Annotated in this window: 9 protein-coding genes; 7 read left to right on the plus strand and 2 right to left on the minus strand. The window is 67.0% G+C overall.

Features of this window, described 5'->3' with window-relative positions:
• Positions 1 to 6: 6 nt before the first annotated feature.
• Positions 7 to 906 (minus strand): alpha/beta hydrolase, encoded by a 900-nt coding sequence (locus NX784_RS20735; RefSeq protein ID WP_258818588.1) that lies wholly within the window; start codon positions 904 to 906, stop codon positions 7 to 9.
• Between the two features lie 244 nt (positions 907 to 1150).
• On the opposite strand from NX784_RS20735, the gene NX784_RS20740 reads away from it, so the two are divergent.
• From NX784_RS20740 to NX784_RS20770, 7 genes are all read left to right on the plus strand, one after another.
• On the plus strand, positions 1151 to 2359 hold the full coding sequence (locus NX784_RS20740; protein WP_258818589.1) for an AraC family transcriptional regulator: 1209 nt from the start codon (positions 1151 to 1153) through the stop codon (positions 2357 to 2359).
• 176 nt (positions 2360 to 2535) lie between these two features.
• Positions 2536 to 4050 carry a tryptophan halogenase family protein gene (locus NX784_RS20745; protein ID WP_258818590.1) on the plus strand — a complete coding sequence of 505 codons (1515 nt, stop codon included), beginning with the start codon at positions 2536 to 2538 and terminating at the stop codon, positions 4048 to 4050.
• A 228-nt stretch (positions 4051 to 4278) separates the two neighbouring features.
• Positions 4279 to 7326, plus strand: a complete 3048-nt coding sequence (locus tag NX784_RS20750; RefSeq protein WP_258818591.1) for a TonB-dependent receptor — start codon at positions 4279 to 4281, stop codon at positions 7324 to 7326.
• A gap of 85 nt (positions 7327 to 7411) precedes the next feature.
• Complete coding sequence (locus NX784_RS20755) at positions 7412 to 8941, plus strand: tryptophan halogenase family protein (protein WP_258818592.1); 1530 nt, start codon at positions 7412 to 7414, stop codon at positions 8939 to 8941.
• A 140-nt stretch (positions 8942 to 9081) separates the two neighbouring features.
• Positions 9082 to 10719, plus strand: a complete 1638-nt coding sequence (locus NX784_RS20760; protein ID WP_258818593.1) for an alpha-L-fucosidase — start codon at positions 9082 to 9084, stop codon at positions 10717 to 10719.
• Positions 10719 to 13187, plus strand: a complete 2469-nt coding sequence (locus NX784_RS20765; RefSeq protein ID WP_258818594.1) for a glycoside hydrolase family 31 protein — start codon at positions 10719 to 10721, stop codon at positions 13185 to 13187. The genes NX784_RS20760 and NX784_RS20765 overlap by 1 nt, the downstream gene beginning before the upstream one ends.
• Before the next feature lie 19 nt (positions 13188 to 13206).
• The gene (locus NX784_RS20770) at positions 13207 to 14127 is read left to right on the plus strand and encodes an alpha/beta hydrolase (RefSeq protein ID WP_258818595.1); all 921 of its coding nucleotides are present in this window, start codon (positions 13207 to 13209) and stop codon (positions 14125 to 14127) included.
• Positions 14128 to 14131: 4 nt separating this feature from the next.
• On the opposite strand, the gene NX784_RS20775 is transcribed toward NX784_RS20770, so the two are convergent.
• Positions 14132 to 15877 (minus strand): DUF1444 domain-containing protein, encoded by a 1746-nt coding sequence (locus NX784_RS20775; RefSeq protein WP_258818596.1) that lies wholly within the window; start codon positions 15875 to 15877, stop codon positions 14132 to 14134.
• Positions 15878 to 15921: the final 44 nt, after the last annotated feature.

Consider the following 15921-nt stretch of genomic DNA (forward strand, 5'->3'; position numbering starts at 1 on the left):
AAGCCGTCACTGCGCGATCAGCTTGCGGTCGCGCAGCCACTCCTCGGCGCGGCGCGGCCACAGCGACGCGTCGCCGTGGCCCGGCGTCATGCCCATGCCGTGGCCGCCGTGTTCGTAGATGTGCAGCTCGGCCGGCACGTGCGCGCGCGCGAGGGCCTGGAAGAACATGATGCTGTTGTCGACGGGGACGACGTTGTCGTCTTCCGAATGGACGAGGAACGTCGGCGGCGTCTGCGCGGTGACGCGGGTCTCCACCGACATCTGTTTCACCAGTTCCGGCGCCGGGTGCGCGCCCAGCAGGAAATAGCGCGAGCCCCCATGCGCGTACGGCGGCATCAACGTGATCACGGGGTACATCAGCATCAGGAAGTCGGGCCGCGCACTGACCGCGTCGAGCGGCGCGCCCGTGCGTCCGGCCGGATCGTCGTACATCGTGGCCGCGCTGGCGGCCAGGTGACCGCCGGCCGAACTGCCCATCACGCCCACGCGGTCCGGCGCCACGCCGTAGTCCGCAGCGTGCGCGCGCACCGTGCGGATCGCGCGCAGGACGTCGCGCAACGGGGCCGGATGGCCGACGTCCCCCAGCCGGTATTTCAGCACGAACGCGGCGACGCCCAGGCTGGACAGCCACTCCGCGTAGCGCCGACCTTCGTGCGCGAACGCGAGGAACTGGTAGCCGCCGCCCGGGCAGATGATCACCGCCGTGTGCGCCGGCCGGTCGGAGGCGGCCGGGTAATACGTCAGCGTCGGCTCGGAGACCTGGCTGATCAAGTCGTTTTCGATCCGCTCCGGTGGGGGATTGGGTTTCGCGTCCGGCACGCCTTCGGGCCAGAGCGGGATCACGGTCGTCTGCGCCTGCGCGCCGGCGGCGATGAAGAAGAACAGGGTGAGCAGCAGCTTGCGCATGGAGAGTCCTGGAAAAATCGAGGGTTGAAAGTGTGAACAGGGGGCTGGACCGGCGCAATTGCGAAATTCGGTGATGCCGCCAATGATTTGTGCCGGCTGGGCCGGAGGCTTGGTATCCCCGTTGCGTCGTTGCAACGCAACGGCGCGAATGGCTCGAAACCGCGATCCCGCATGGGTGGGCTGTTATGATTCCGGTGACGTCCCCACCAGAGGCGACGACCGGAGACATTCACTACCGTGCCATATGCAAGAGTTTTATAAGAAGGCGCTGCTCGCGTTCATCGTCATCGTGCTCGCGGATGCGCTGTTCGCGGTCGTATTCATCGAACGGAGCTACCTGTCGCTGCCGATCCTGCCGGGCCAGAAGGGCACCGACGGACGCGCCGTGGAATGGCACCGCGGCTATACCGTCACGCCATGGCGCGACGGCCCACCCGTGATCCGCGTCGACGGCACGATGCGCGACGGGCTCCGCTTCGACCTGAACCTCCCGCCGGGCACGCCGGACCTCAACGTCTCCGCGGACCTGATCGCCGCCGATGCCAAGGGCACGCCCGGCCTGGTCGACCTGTCGCAGTACGGCACCGTGTCCTTCCTCGCCAAATGCGCGCCCGCGAACTCGATGGTATTCATCATCTCGATCCACGACGAACGGGTATCGGAGCCGGGTAATTTCCTCACATATCCGCCGGCGCTCACCTATTTCTCCTGCAACGAGGAGGGCGTGCCGGTCTCCATCGACACGACGCGGCTGTCGGTTCCCCAGTGGTGGTTCGACACGTTCCACCGCGACGTGTCGCGCCGGGATTTCAAGCTGGACCGGGTCGGGCGATTCGTCTTCGGCGTCACGTCGCAGAGCCCGCGCGGCGTCCCGTCCCACGTCGAGATCAGCAAGTTCGAGATGCGCGGCCGCGATTATCGCTGGCTCGCCTGGCTGGCCGCGCTCGTGGCGGCGGGGTGGGCCGGCTTCGGCATCTGGTTCTTCCGGGCCCAGTCGCGCGCGATGATCGCCAGCGTGGACACGACCTTGAAGACGGACCTGCCGCTCGTCGCCTATCGCCAGCTCACGCTGGAGCCGTACCGGGACAAGGAAAAGGTGTCGGTGCTGCGGTTCATCGCGTCGAACTACACGAACCCCGAGCTCGACCTGGAAGGCGTCGTCGCCGGGACGGGGACGAACCGCACGAAGGTCAACGACGTGCTGAAATCGGAACTGGGCATGACGTTCACCAGCTACCTGAACAAGCTGCGCCTGACGGAAGCGGCCCGGTTGCTGGTCGAGAACAGCGGCACGGGCATCGCGGAGATCGCGTTCTCGGTCGGCTACGCCAACGTCTCGTATTTCAACAAGCTGTTCAAGGAAGAATACGGCTGCACCCCGAAGGCGTTCCGTGCGCTGGCGGTGCAGCAGGAACAGCCGGATGGTCCCGTCCAGGAAGCGGCGGCGCCGTAACCGTCGCGGTCGCGCGGCCATCGCATCGCCGTTTCCAGCGGCGCAGTCCAGTGCCCTGTCGTGCCGACGGCACCTCACCTCAATTTTATGGGTACGGTTGATCAATTTTGTAATTGTCCTGCCGGGTACCGTTCACCAAAATTGGCTGGACTGCGTTATTCCATGATAGGAGCTTCATGTCCGACAAGGCCATCCGTAAAATCGTCATCGTGGGCGGCGGCACCGCCGGCTGGATGACCGCCGCGCCGCTGGCGCTCAAGCTGGGTCCGACCTGCGAGATCGTGCTCGTCGAGTCGCCCGAGATCGGCACCGTCGGCGTCGGCGAATCGACGCTGCCCACCATCACGTACTACAACCACGCGCTCGGCATCGACTCGGGCGAGTTCGTCCGGCGCACGAAGGCCACGTTCAAGCTCGGTATCGACTTCGTGGACTGGGGCCACCTGGGCAACCGGTTCTTCCACGGCTTCGGCGACTACGGCCCGCCCATCGAGAACCGTCCCGCGTTCATGGCCTGGCAGCGTCTGGCGCGCGACGTCAAGGACCTGCCGCCGTACGAGGAATGGTCCCTCACGGCGACGATGGCGCATGCGAACCGCTTCGTGCCGCCGCACGGCGAGGCGCAAAGCCCCACCAATGCGTATTCGTATGCGTTCCAGTTCGACGCGGGCCTGTACGCGCTGTACCTGCGTGAATACGCGACGGCGCGCGGCGTGCAGCGTATCGAAGGCACGGTGGGCGAGGTCGAGCAGCATCCGGAAACGGGCTTCATCACGGCCGTCAAGCTTGCCGACGGCCGCCGCGTGGAGGGCGACCTGTTCGTCGACTGCACGGGCTTCCGCGGCCTCCTGATCGAGGGCGTGTACCAGGCCGGCTACGAGGACTGGAGCGCGATGCTGCCCTGTAACAGCGCGCAGGCCGTCCCGAGCGCGCTGGCCGATGTGAAAACGCCGTACACGCGCTCGACGGCGAAGAGCGCCGGCTGGCAATGGCGCATCCCGCTGCAGCACCGCAACGGCAACGGCCACGTGTACTGCGACGGCTTCATGTCGGACGAGGAAGCGGGGCGCGTGCTGCTGGACGGCCTCGATACCGCACCGCTGGACACGCCGCGCCAGCTGCGCTTCACGACGGGACGCCGGCGCAAGTCGTGGATCAAGAACTGCGTGGCGATCGGCCTGTCGAGCGGCTTCCTCGAACCGCTGGAATCGACGAGCATCAACATCATCGAGCTGGCCGTCGGCTGGCTCGTCCAGTTCTTCCCGGATCGCGACTGCAGCCCGGAACTGGCCGACGAATTCAACCGCCTGGTCACCCAGCGCTACGAGTACGTACGCGACTTCATCGTCCTGCACTACAAGCTGACCAGCCGCACCGATTCGGAATTCTGGCGCTATTGCGCGGCCATGCCCGTCTCCGACGCGCTGCAGCACCAGATCGACATGTTCCGCGCCACGGGCCACGTCGCCATCTACGACCTGCAGGGGTTCCAGGTCGATTCGCACGCGGCGATCATGCTGGGCAACGGCCTGCGCCCCGAGCGCTGCGACCAGATCATCGAGCGCATGGACCCGCGCAGCCTGCTCGAGCATTTCCAGAAGGTCCATGCGACGATCCGGCAGGTCGTCGGCGCGATGCCTGACCATGGCGCCTTCCTCGCCCAGGTGGCGGGAACGGCCCGGGTCGCCTGATTCCCGCTTTGTTCATAATTCGTTCAGACTTCGTTAAGAGAATAATCAAACATTTATATTTTCAAGTGTTGCGTTCACGCTACTTTAATAAAATTGATTGGTCGGTTTGGCAGATTTATGAATTGTCCGCCACCTGACGTGTGCCCAAAATGAAGCCACCACCGTGACCCGCCCGGCGTCACGGCCCGGTATCCACAAGAACAGACAGGCTGAATGAGGAGAACGTCAGTGAGGTTTCAGAGAACAGCAATCGCCGTGGGCGCCGCCCAGTTCGTGTTAATGGCCAGCGGCGCCATGATGGCGCAAAGCGCTTTCGCCCAGGACACCGCCAAGAAGGACGACAACGGCACGACCACCGTCGTGGTGGTGGGCCAGCGCGCCGCGCTGGAATCGGCCTCGGCCCGCAAACGCAACGCGGACGAGATCGTCGATTCCATCGTCGCCGACGACATCGGCAAGCTGCCGGACAAGTCGGTGACGGAAGTCCTGCAGCGCGTGGTCGGCGTCACGATCGACCGCACGCTGAACCGCGTCGATCCGCAGCAGGGCGTGGGCGACGGCGTCAACCACTACGCCGCGGAAGGCACGGGCGTGTCGGTGCGCGGCCTGACCTATGTGCGTTCGGAACTGAACGGCCGCGACGCGTTCTCGGCCAATGGCGGGCGCTCGCTGAGCTTCGAGGACGTGCCGCCGGAACTGATGAGCGGCCTGGACGTGTACAAGAACCCGTCGGCCGAGCAGATCGAAGGCGGCATCAGTGGCCTGGTGAACCTGCGCACGGCGCTGCCGTTCGACTACAAGGGCGCCAAGGGTGCGCTGTCGGTGGAGGAGCGCCGTTCGCAACTGCGCGGCAAGACGTCGCCCGGCGTGTCCGGCCTGCTGTCGAACCGCTGGAACACGCCCTTCGGCCAGTTCGGCGCCTTGATCGACGTGGCCCGTTCGCGTATCAATACGCGCAGCGACGGCATGCAGATTTCCCCGTATATCCCGCGCAACAACGCTGTCCAGGGCGACACCAGCGGCACGGTGCGCTGGATTCCGAATGGCAGCTACTGGACGTCGAACAATTTCGAACGCGAACGCGACGGCGTGTACGGCGCACTGCAGTGGAAAAAGGACAACCTGTCGTCCTACCTGACGTTCTTCCGTTCGAAGTACGACATGAACACGACGGAATACGGCATGAACACGGGCACGGCGAATCCGTCCACCAGCATGCTCGATCCCGGCGCCACGTTCGCCGACAACGGCGCGCTGCTGACCGGCACGCTGCGTTCGCCGCAAGAAACCGGTCTCAACCTGAGCAGCTCCTCGCGCGCGGCGGGCCGCAAGTCCGACACCCGAGACATTGCGTGGCACGCGGACTGGCGCGCGACCGACCAGTGGAAGGTCAGCTCCGACCTGCAGCACACCCGTGCGACCACCACCGGCTACGACAACCTGGTCGGCATGCAGGGCACGCTGCCGAAAATGACGTGGGATCTGACCAAGTCGCCGGCGGAGCTGCATTTCGACGCGGCGGACCGCGCCTTGCTGCTGGATCCGAAGACCTATTACTGGGGCACCACCCAGGAGCACCGCGATCAGGCCGTCGGTACGCTGAACGCGGCGCGCCTGGATGCCAAGTTCACCTTCGACAGCCCGGTGCTGAGCGACTTGCGGTTCGGCGTGCGCTTCACCGACCGCAAGGCCGAGACGCGCTCGACGCACGGCAGCGAATGGACCGCGATCGCGCAGCCGTGGATGCAAGGCTGGGCCATCAACGGCTATCCCACCCTCGACGACCCGCGTTTCTCGAAGCCGGTCGTGACGATGGGCTTCCCGAACTTCTTCGGCGGCCAGATGACCACGCCGCCGCCGGTGATCATCGCCGATCCGGCGCTGAACACCCCGAACGCGAACGGCGCGCCGAGCGGCTTCGCCCTGATCCATGGCTATGCGAACCAGCTGTGCACGAGCACGCCGTGCGCGTTGAGCTGGGCGCCTGCGCCGTTCGGCGACGCCGAGGGCCTGAACCAGCAGCGCGAGCGCACCAAGGCGGCGTACAGCCAGCTGCGCTTCAACGTCGACACGCTGCGTTACCCGATCGACGGCAGCGTGGGCGTGCGCGTCGTGCGCACCAATATGGCGGCGACGGGCTACCTGCTGTACAAGCAGCAGGATATCTCCAAGATCACGGGGGGCACCGTGCCGGCGTTCGCGGACCTGTCCGACAAGCGCGACTTCGACAACTCGTACACCAACGTGCTGCCTAGCCTGAACGTGCGCATGAAGGTCAACGACGGCCTGCAATTCCGCGGCGCGTATTCGAAAGGCATGACACGTCCTGACTTCTACCAGCTGCAGGCCTACACGACGCTGACCGAGGACATCAAGACGAGCACCAACACGGCGACCAACGTCACGACCCTCCAATCGATCACCTTCAACGGCTCCGGCCGCGGCAATCCGAGCCTGAAGCCGACGACGGCGGACAACCTCGACTTCACGGCCGAATACTATTTCGGCCATGGCGGCTCGCTCACGCTGGCGGTGTTCAACAAGCGCATCAAGGACATCGTCATCGGCCAGACGTCGATCTACACGATGAAGGACCTGACGGGCACGCCCTACAACTTCAACGTCACCGGACCGACGAACGGCGCCAAGGGCCGTGCCAACGGTGCGGAAATCGCGTACCAGCAGTATTTCGACAAGTTGCCTGGCCTGTGGTCCGGCTTCGGCATCTCGGCGAACTACACCTACCTCGACAGCCGCCTGAACCTGAACGCGCCGCCGGGCGTGGCATGGTGCACGCCGAAGGATACGCCTCTCGCGAACACGGCGCGCGACCTGGCCGGTTGCGACACCGACGGCCGCATCCTGGGCGGTCTGCCGATGACCAACCTGTCGAAGAACGCCTATAACCTGGCCGTGCTGTACGACAAGGGTCCGGTGTCCGCGCGCCTGGCGTACAGCTGGCGTTCGAAATACCTGCAGGCGGTCAACGCGTACGGCACGAACGGCGGCGAAGGCATCGACGCGAACCCGGACAGCCCGAACTTCGGCAAGGGCTACTCGGTCAACTATGCGCTGCCGACCTATGGCGGTGCGTACGGCGAGCTTGACGGCAGCTTCCAGTACGAAATCACCCCGAACCTGAAACTGTCGGTGGAAGCGTCGAACCTGACCAATGCCATCTACCGCCAGTACATGCAGCAGCATATCGGCCTGATGGAGCGCGGCGCGTTCTATACCGGCCGCAGCTACTCGGTCCGGATGGGGTACTCGTTCTGATCGTCGTGTAGCATGTAGCACGCAGCACGCCTCCCGCAAGCCAGGCCGGTTGCGGGAGGTTCGCGTTTTTGTGATTGGAGACATCATGTCCGACAAGGCCATCCGAAAAATCGTCATCGTGGGCGGCGGCACCGCCGGCTGGATGACCGCCGCGCCCCTGGCGCAGAAGCTGGGCAAGGCGTGCGAGATCGTCCTCATCGAATCGCCCGAGATCGGCACCGTGGGCGTGGGCGAAGCGACGTTGCCGACCATCCGCTACTACAACCAGGCGCTCGGCCTGGATGCGACGGACTTCATCAAGAAGACCCAGGCCACGTTCAAGCTCGGCACCGAGTTCCGCGATTGGGGCCATGCCGGCAACCGGTTCTTCCACGCGTTCGGCAATTTCGGGCCGATGATGGAGAACCGTCCCGCCTATATGTACTGGCTGCGCCTGAGGCGCGACGTCAAGGGCATGCCGTCGTACGAGGAATGGTCGACGGCCGACGCCATGGCGCGCGCGCACCGCTTCGTGCCGCCGTATGGCGACCAGCCGTCCGTCACCAATTCGTATTCCTACGGTTTCCAGTTCGACGCCAGCCTGTATGCGGCCTACCTGCGCGATTACGCGGTCGCGCGCGGCGTCACGCGCATCGAAGGCATGGTCGTCGACGTCGAGCAGCATCCCGAGACCGGCTTCGTCACGGCCGTCAAGCTGCGCGACGGTCGCCGCTTCGAGGGCGACCTGTTCGTCGATTGCACGGGCTTCCGGGCGCTGCTGCTCGAAGGCGTCTACAAGGCCGGCTACGAGGACTGGAGCGCCATGCTGCCCTGTAACAGCGCGCAGGCCATGCCGTGCACGAACCCCGACGGACCGCTCGTGCCCTATACGCGGTCGACGGCGCAAAGCGCGGGCTGGACGTGGCGCATCCCGCTGCAGCACCGCATGGGCAACGGCCATGTGTATTGCGACGGCTTCACGACGGACGCGGAAGCGACGCGCGTGCTGGAGGGCGTGCTCGAAGGCGAGGCCCTCGATGCGCCGCGCCAGCTGCGCTTCACGCCGGGCCGCCGGCGCAAGTCGTGGATCAAGAACTGCGTGGGCGTCGGCCTGTCGACGGGATTCATCGAGCCGCTCGAATCCACGAGCATCAACATGATCGAGATGACGGTGGGCTGGATCGTCCAGTTCTTCCCGGACCGCGACTGCAGCCCGGCGCTGGCCGACGAGTTCAACCGCCTCCTGTCGCAGCGCTACGAATACATCCGCGATTTCATCATCCTGCACTACAAGCTCACGAACCGCGACGATTCCGAGTTCTGGCGCTACTGCCGCAACATGGCGGTGCCCGACATCCTGCAGCACCAGATCGACCTGTTCCGCGAGTCGAGCCGCGTCGCGATCCTCGACCAGCAGGGCTTCCTGGAAGACTCGTGGGTGTCGATCCTGATGGGGCACGGGATCTTCCCGGAGAAGAACGATCCGTTCATCGACCTCATGGATCCCGGCTACCTGCTCGACCACTTCCACAAGGTGCGCGATTCGATCCGGCGCGCGGTCGGCGCGATGCCGGACCATGCGGCATTCGTCAAGCATGTGGTGAGCGACGACCCGCCGGGCCGGCGCGCGGCGTGAAGCGCCGCCGCCTCTCGAAAATATAAGGCCGTCTGGTAGATTTCATAATTGCCGGGGTGGGAGTCGACGGGCACTATTTCGTCGATCAACTAGAGCCGTTCGCACAACGGCCGCCTTTTGCCTACCTTGGAAAGAAGCCGATGAAACGACGTGAACTCTTGCAGCACCTGGCCTCCGCACTTCCTGCGCTGGCCCTGTCCCCCTATGCCGCCGCGAAGGCGGACGCCACCCGCGTACCCATGGCCACCGGCCCCTTCGAGCCGAACTGGCCGTCACTGTCGAAATACGAGACGCCGGACTGGTTCCGCAACGCGAAGTTCGGCATCTGGGCGCACTGGGGCCCGCAATGCGAACCCGAACACGGCGACTGGTACGCCCGCGGCATGTACGAGGAGGGCAGCGACCACTACAAGTACCACGTGGCGAAATACGGGCATCCTTCGAAGTTCGGCTTCAAGGACATCATCCGCCGCTGGAAGGCGGACCGCTGGAATCCGGACGAACTCGTGGGCCTGTACAAGAGCGCCGGTGCGAAATACTTCGTCGCGCTCGCCAACCACCACGACAACTTCGACCTGTACAACAGCCGCTACCAGCCCGACTGGAACGCGACGAAGGTCGGACCCGGCAAGGACTTGATCGGAGGCTGGCGCGACGCGGCCCGCAAGCACGGCCTGCGCTTCGGCGTGTCCGTGCACGCGGCGCACGCGTGGAACTGGTACGAGACGGCGCAGGGCGCGGACAAGACGGGCCCGCTGGCCGGCGTGCCGTACGACGGCCGCCTGACGAAGGCCGACGGCAAGGGCCAATGGTGGAGCGGCCACGACCCGCAGGCCCTGTATGCGCAGGCCCACCCGCTCAGCAAGGATGGCGGCAGCACCGACCAGCGCTGGGCCTGGGGCGGCGGCGTGGTCGCCCCGAGCAAGGCCTATGCGGACAAGCTGTACAACCGCACCGTCGACCTGATCGACAGCTACGACCCCGACCTCGTGTATTACGACGACACCGTGCTGCCGCTGTGGCCCGTCAGCGACGTCGGCTCGCAACTGCTCGCGCACATGTACAACCGCAGCGTCGCCAAGCGGGGCAAGGTCGACGTCGTCGTCAACGGCAAGATCCTCGACGACGTGCAGCGCCATGCGATGGTGTGGGACATCGAGCGGGGCCAGAGCAACAAGATCGAACCGCTGCCGTGGCAGACCGATACCTGCATCGGCAGCTGGCACTACGACCGCCGCATCTACGACAACAAGTCGTACAAGAGCGCGCAGACGGTCGTGCACACCTTGATCGACGTCGTCAGCAAGAACGGCAACCTGCTCTTGTCCGTGCCCGTGCGCGGCAACGGCACCATCGACGAGCAGGAACGCGCCATCGTCCAGGAGATCGGCCGCTGGATGGCCGTGAACGGCGAGGGCATCTACGATTCGCGCCCATGGGCCACGTGCGGCGAAGGGCCGGTCTTCGAAGACGCGGCCGCACCGCTGTCCGGCCCCGGCTTCAACGAGGGTAAAGGTAAGCCGTTCTCCGCCGCCGACATCCGCTTCACGGCCGGCAAGGACGCCGTGTACGCGTTCGTGATGGGGTGGCCGGAAGACGGCAAGGTCAACATCAAGACGATGCGCGCCGGCGGCGAGCACCTGCACAAGCCCGTGGCGCGCGTGGAGCTCGTAGGTGGCGGCGCGCTCGCGTTCCAGCAGACGGATGCCGGCCTCACGGTGACCCTGCCGCAGCAGCGTCCCGCGCTGCCGTACGCGTTTGCGCTGAAGGTGGCCTGATGGTGCGGCACCCGCTGCGGGCCGCGCTGGCGGTGTTCGCGCTGCTGCTGTGCCAGGACGCGGCGCAGGCGGCGATCCGCGAGGTGCGCGAGTCCGGCAGTGGGATCGAATACCGGGTGGACGATACGCGGGTCAAGGTCGATTTCGTCACCGACCGCATCGTGCACGTCAGCGCGACGCGCAACGGCGAGTGGTCGGCGTCCGCGCACCTCATGCGCGCACCGATCGGCGAACGGCCGGGGCCCGTCACGGCGGGCGACCAGGGCAAGGACCGCGTCCTGCGCTCGGCGCGGGCAAGTGTCGCCGTGAACCGGACGACGGGCGCGCTCGTGTTCCGCGATGCGACAGGCAGGGTGCTGTTGCGCGAGGACGCCGCGGCGCCTCGTGCGTTCGAGCGGGTGGCCGTGTTCAGGTCGGCGCCCGATCCCGCCTCGGTGAGCACGGTCAAGACCGTCGACGGCGACCGCCAGGTGGCCGCTCGCTATGTGCAGACGAAGGACCGCGATGCGTGGAAGGCGACGGCGCGCTTCCGGCTGGCCAGCGACGAAGCGCTGTACGGCCTGGGCTTCGACGAGACCTCCGACCTCGACCTGCGCGGCAAGACGAAGCGGCTGTACCAGCACAACCTGCGCATCGTGCTGCCGTTCGTCGTGTCGACGCGCGGCTACGGCGTCCTGTTCGATACGTACAGCGCCATGACGTTCGCGGATGGGAAGACGGGCATGGCCGTCACGAGCGACGTCGTCGACGATCTCGATTACTACGTCATCGCCGGGCCCTCGATGGACGGCGCGATCGAAGGCTACCGCCAGCTGACGGGCGCCGCGACCATGCTGCCCCGTTGGGCGTACGGCTACGTGCAGTCGAAGGAACGCTACAAGACGCAGGACGAAGTCGTCGCCACGGTGAAGGCGTTCCGCGAGCGCCGCATCCCGCTCGACCTCATCGTCCAGGACTGGAATTACTGGACGCCGGACCACTGGGGCAGCCCCGTGCCGGACCGCGCGCGCTATCCCGACCTCGATGCGATGACGCGGGCCGTGCATGACGAGAACGCGCACGTCATGATCTCCATCTGGCCGAATCCGACGCCGCTCGACGCGCCCGGCCGCGAGCTGAAGGAGGCCGGCTACCTGAGCGGCGGCACGCCGTATGTCGATTTCTTCCGGCCCGAGGCGGCCGATGCGTATTTCCGCAACGTGTGGACCTATCTGGGCCGGCACGGCATCGACGCGTGGTGGTGCGACTCGACCGAGCCGGAAGTCGCCGACTGGACGTGGGATGCGCAGCGAAACGGTCGCGCGGACGAGGTCAACCTCGACGGCCTGGCGCGCGTCATGGATCCGCAATACCTGAATGCCTACGCGCTCGTCGACGCGCAGCATTTCATGCGCAACTGGCGCAGGCAAGTGCCCGACAAGCGCCTCGTGAACCTGACGCGGTCCGCCTATCCCGGCAGCCAGGCGGCGGGCGCCGTCGCGTGGACCGGCGACATCTCGGCCACGTGGCCCGTGTTCGCGCAACAGGTGACCGCGGTCCAGCGCTACAGCGCATCCGGCAATCCGTATGTCACGCTCGACGTCGGCGGGTTCTTCACGGGCCGCGGCAAGCCCTGGTTCATGGCCGGCGATTTCGACAAGGGCGTGGATGACCTGGGTTATCGCGAGCTGTACACGCGCTGGCTGCAGTTCGGCGTGTTCCTGCCGATGTTCCGCAGCCACGGCACCGACACGCCGCGCGAGCCCTGGCAGTTCGGCGCGCCGGGCACGCCGTTCTACGACGCGATCGTGGAGGCCATCCAGTTGCGCTACCGCCTGCTGCCGGCGATTTATTCGCAGGCCGGTCTCGTGCACCTGCGCGGCGCGTCGTTCATCCGTCCGGTGGCGTTCGCGTTCCCGGGCGACCCGCACACGCACGACCTCAAGTCGCAGATGCTGTTCGGCGCGGGCATGATGGTCAGTCCCGTCACGACGCCAATGCGGTACGGGCCGGGCTCCGTGCCGGTCGAGGGCGCGGCACGCACGCGCGACGTGTACCTGCCGGCGGGTACGTGGTTCGACTTCTGGACGGGCGAGCGCCTGGCCGGCGGCCGCACCATCGCCGCAGCCGCGCCGCTCGAGCACAGCCCGCTGCACGTGCGTGCCGGCACCATCGTCCCGCTGGGCCCCGTCGTGCAGTACGCATCGGAACCGACGGATGCGTCGCTCGAACTGCGCATCTATCCCGGCGCCGACGGCACCTATACGTTGTACGAGGACGCCGGCGAGGGCTGGGGCTACGAACGGGGCGAATACGCGCTCACCGACATGCGCTGGGACGACGCGGCGCACAAGCTCACGATCGCCGGGCGACGCGGCACGTTCCCGGGCATGCACGCGCAGCGCCACTTCCGCGTCGTCGTCGTGGGCCAGGAAGGCAAGGCCGCCGATGTCGTGTACGATGGCCGGGCCATGACAATCCAACAATGATCCAATCAGGAACCGAACCATGAAGATTCGCTTCGCTTCGACGCTCGCGGCTGCCGTGCTGTGCGCGCTGGGCGCGGGCGCGCACGCGCAGGACGCTGCGGTCACGCCGGACAAGGCGCGCGCCAACTTCGCCCGTCCCATCGTGCTCGCCGCCGACGACGTGCGCGCGTATCCGAAGCCGCCGGCAGGCTTCGCCGACGCGCAGCCGGGCATCGCGCACGGCACGCCGGCGACGCTCATGTACGCGTCCGTCGTCACCGGCACGAAGCGCACGGCGAATGTGTGGCTGCCGGCCGGCTACGACAAGACGCGCCGCTATCCGGTGCTGTACCTGTTGCACGGCATCGGCGGCAACCAGGACGAGTGGCGCTGGTACGTGCGCGCCACCGAGGTCCTCGACAACCTCGCGGCCGCCGGCAAGATCGTGCCGATGATCGTCGTGATGCCGAACGGCCGCGCGCTGGCGGACGACCGCTCGCCGCCGGAGGACAAGGTCTTCACGCAGGAGAACGCGGCCGGCTTCGCGCGCTTCGAGCGCGACCTGCTGGAATCACTGGTTCCTGCCGTCGACGCCGCGTATCCGACGCAGGCCAATGCCGCGCACCGCGCGATCGGCGGCCTGTCGATGGGCGGCGGGCAGGCGCTGAACTTCGGCCTGACGCATCCCGAGGCCTTCGCCTGGGTGGCGGGTTTCTCGCCGGCGCCGAACACGAACGATCCAGCCATGCTGGCAGCCAGCGCCGCGAAGTCGGGCAAGCAGCTGCAGCTCGTGTATCTGTCGTGCGGCAACCGCGACGGCTTGATCAACGTCGCGCAAGGCGTGCACCGCCAGCTGCGCGCGCAGGGCGTGACCCACGTGTGGAACGTGGACGAGTACGGGCACGACCGCGACAGCTGGGCCGAGAACCTGTACCACTACGCCCAGATGCTGTTCCGTTGAGGCCTCAGGCGCCGCGCAGGTAGTTCGCGGCGCTCCACAGGCAGCCCAGCCCGATGCCGCCGAACACGGCGATGCCGAAGCACGCCATGTAGAACAGGCCATCGTGCGGCATCTCCGCCACGTGGTGGGCCGCACCCCAGACGGCCCACGCGCACACGCCGCCGATGGCGGCATTTTTCACGCAGGCGCCGAACGTGCCTTGCGCGCGCGCGGGCTTGCCCGCCGGCGCGCGCGTGCGCGAGGGAGCAGCCGTGGCAGAGGCCGGGCCGGCAGGTGCAGCGGGTGCGCGTGCCGGTTGGTCGCTCATCACAGGGCGGCCGTCGCGCGGGATGATGCCGTCCGCCAGCGCGCGCCGGCCGAGGTCCCATGCGCGTTGCCATTCCGCCTCCGCGATCGTCGCCTTGCGCGCGGCGAGGCCCGCGGCATCGTCCGTCAGCAGGTCGGCGATGAGGGGCCAGACGTTGCCCCAGCGGCCTTCATCGCCGGGGCCAGGCCGCAGGTCCGGCGCGACGCCGCCGTCGCGGCTCAGGTACGAGTTCGCGGAGAACAGGCGAGTGCCGTCGCGCCAGCCGTGCGCCTGCGCGAGCGCGGGATCGAACTTCAGGAGCACGACGCAATCCAGTTCGTCCGTGTACGACGCGACGATTGCCCTGGCCGCATCGACGACGGCGGCGGCCCTGCCGTCGCCGCGCCCGAGCGTGTGGCGGATGTTGCTCAGCCACTTGGTGCGCACGTCGCCGGGCCATTGCGCCGCGTCGAACAACTGCGGCTGGAGCTTGCGCAACCGGTCTTCCGACAACGCCAGCAATGCCGCGTTGCCGGCAAGGGCATGCAGCTGCGGGACGACCAGCTGCGCGGAAGCCGTGACGGGCAAGGTGGGCGGCGGAGGCGCCGTGCGCAGCAGATGGGCGCCCGGCACGACGTCGACCCGTCCCGCGCCGTCCACGGAATACGTCAGTCCGGAGAGGGCAGACGTGCCGGATTCTGCCCACGTCTCGGCCGCGAGGTCGCACATCATCGCGGCGACGAACTTGTCATCCGCGCTGCAGAACATGCAGAAGTTCGCGTGCGGCACGGCGACCCGCAACGGCCCCTTGTGGTGCGCCGCGAGCGCTTCCCAGATGGGTTGCAGCAGCAGGCACGACGCCGCGAGGCCGTCGCCCAGCTCGACGTAAGAGAAAAACCGCGCGGCGCCGGTGCCATCGTCGGGCCCCTGGATCGCCATCTGCTTGAAGGTGATGCGCGGGTGCACCCAGTTGTACAGGTTCCAGACGGCGAGTCCGTACAGCTTGTCCTCGCTCAGCAGCGACGCGCGCAGCGCGGACTGCCGCAGGACGAGGCCGTTCGTCACCGTCTCGAAGACGATCTCGAGGTCGCCGGCGAACGGCCGCACGACGACGGGATCCGCCTCGGGTGCGCGCGGCGCCGCGCGCCGGAGAATGGGGAAGACGGCGGCCAACTGGTCCGGCGTCAGTGGCTCAGCCTGCGGCGGCGGAGAGGGCGCGGCGGCGGCCGGGACGGATTCCGCCTCGATCGCGCACACGCAGCCGCAACCTTCCAGTGCGCGAGCGTAGCGCTCGGCCGCTTCCCGCGTCAGCCCCCGTTTCACGACGACCGGCTTGCTGCCGAGCAGGGGCGCGACCTCATCCTTGCTGCGCTTGAACAGCGCGGCCAGCTGGTCGGCAGCCGGTTCCGCCGCATAGCCGGGCTGCAGCCCTTGTGTCGTGACGCGAAACGTGGGAGAGGTCATCGCGAGCCTGTCCTGTTATGAAAGAGGCTCTATTCTTGCACAGA

The sequence above is a fragment of the Massilia pinisoli genome (assembly GCF_024753285.1).
GTDB lineage: Bacteria > Pseudomonadota > Gammaproteobacteria > Burkholderiales > Burkholderiaceae_D > Telluria > Telluria pinisoli.

Excerpts from the sequence above, each read along its gene's own strand:
- NX784_RS20735 (WP_258818588.1), bottom strand. The coding sequence starts at position 906 with ATGCGCAAGCTGCTGCTCACCCTGTTCTTCTTCATCGCCGCCGGCGCG.
- NX784_RS20740 (WP_258818589.1), top strand. The coding sequence starts at position 1,151 with ATGCAAGAGTTTTATAAGAAGGCGCTGCTCGCGTTCATCGTCATCGTG.
- NX784_RS20745 (WP_258818590.1), top strand. The coding sequence starts at position 2,536 with ATGTCCGACAAGGCCATCCGTAAAATCGTCATCGTGGGCGGCGGCACC.
- NX784_RS20755 (WP_258818592.1), top strand. The coding sequence starts at position 7,412 with ATGTCCGACAAGGCCATCCGAAAAATCGTCATCGTGGGCGGCGGCACC.
- NX784_RS20760 (WP_258818593.1), top strand. The coding sequence starts at position 9,082 with ATGAAACGACGTGAACTCTTGCAGCACCTGGCCTCCGCACTTCCTGCG.
- NX784_RS20765 (WP_258818594.1), top strand. The coding sequence starts at position 10,719 with ATGGTGCGGCACCCGCTGCGGGCCGCGCTGGCGGTGTTCGCGCTGCTG.
- NX784_RS20770 (WP_258818595.1), top strand. The coding sequence starts at position 13,207 with ATGAAGATTCGCTTCGCTTCGACGCTCGCGGCTGCCGTGCTGTGCGCG.
- NX784_RS20775 (WP_258818596.1), bottom strand. The coding sequence starts at position 15,877 with ATGACCTCTCCCACGTTTCGCGTCACGACACAAGGGCTGCAGCCCGGC.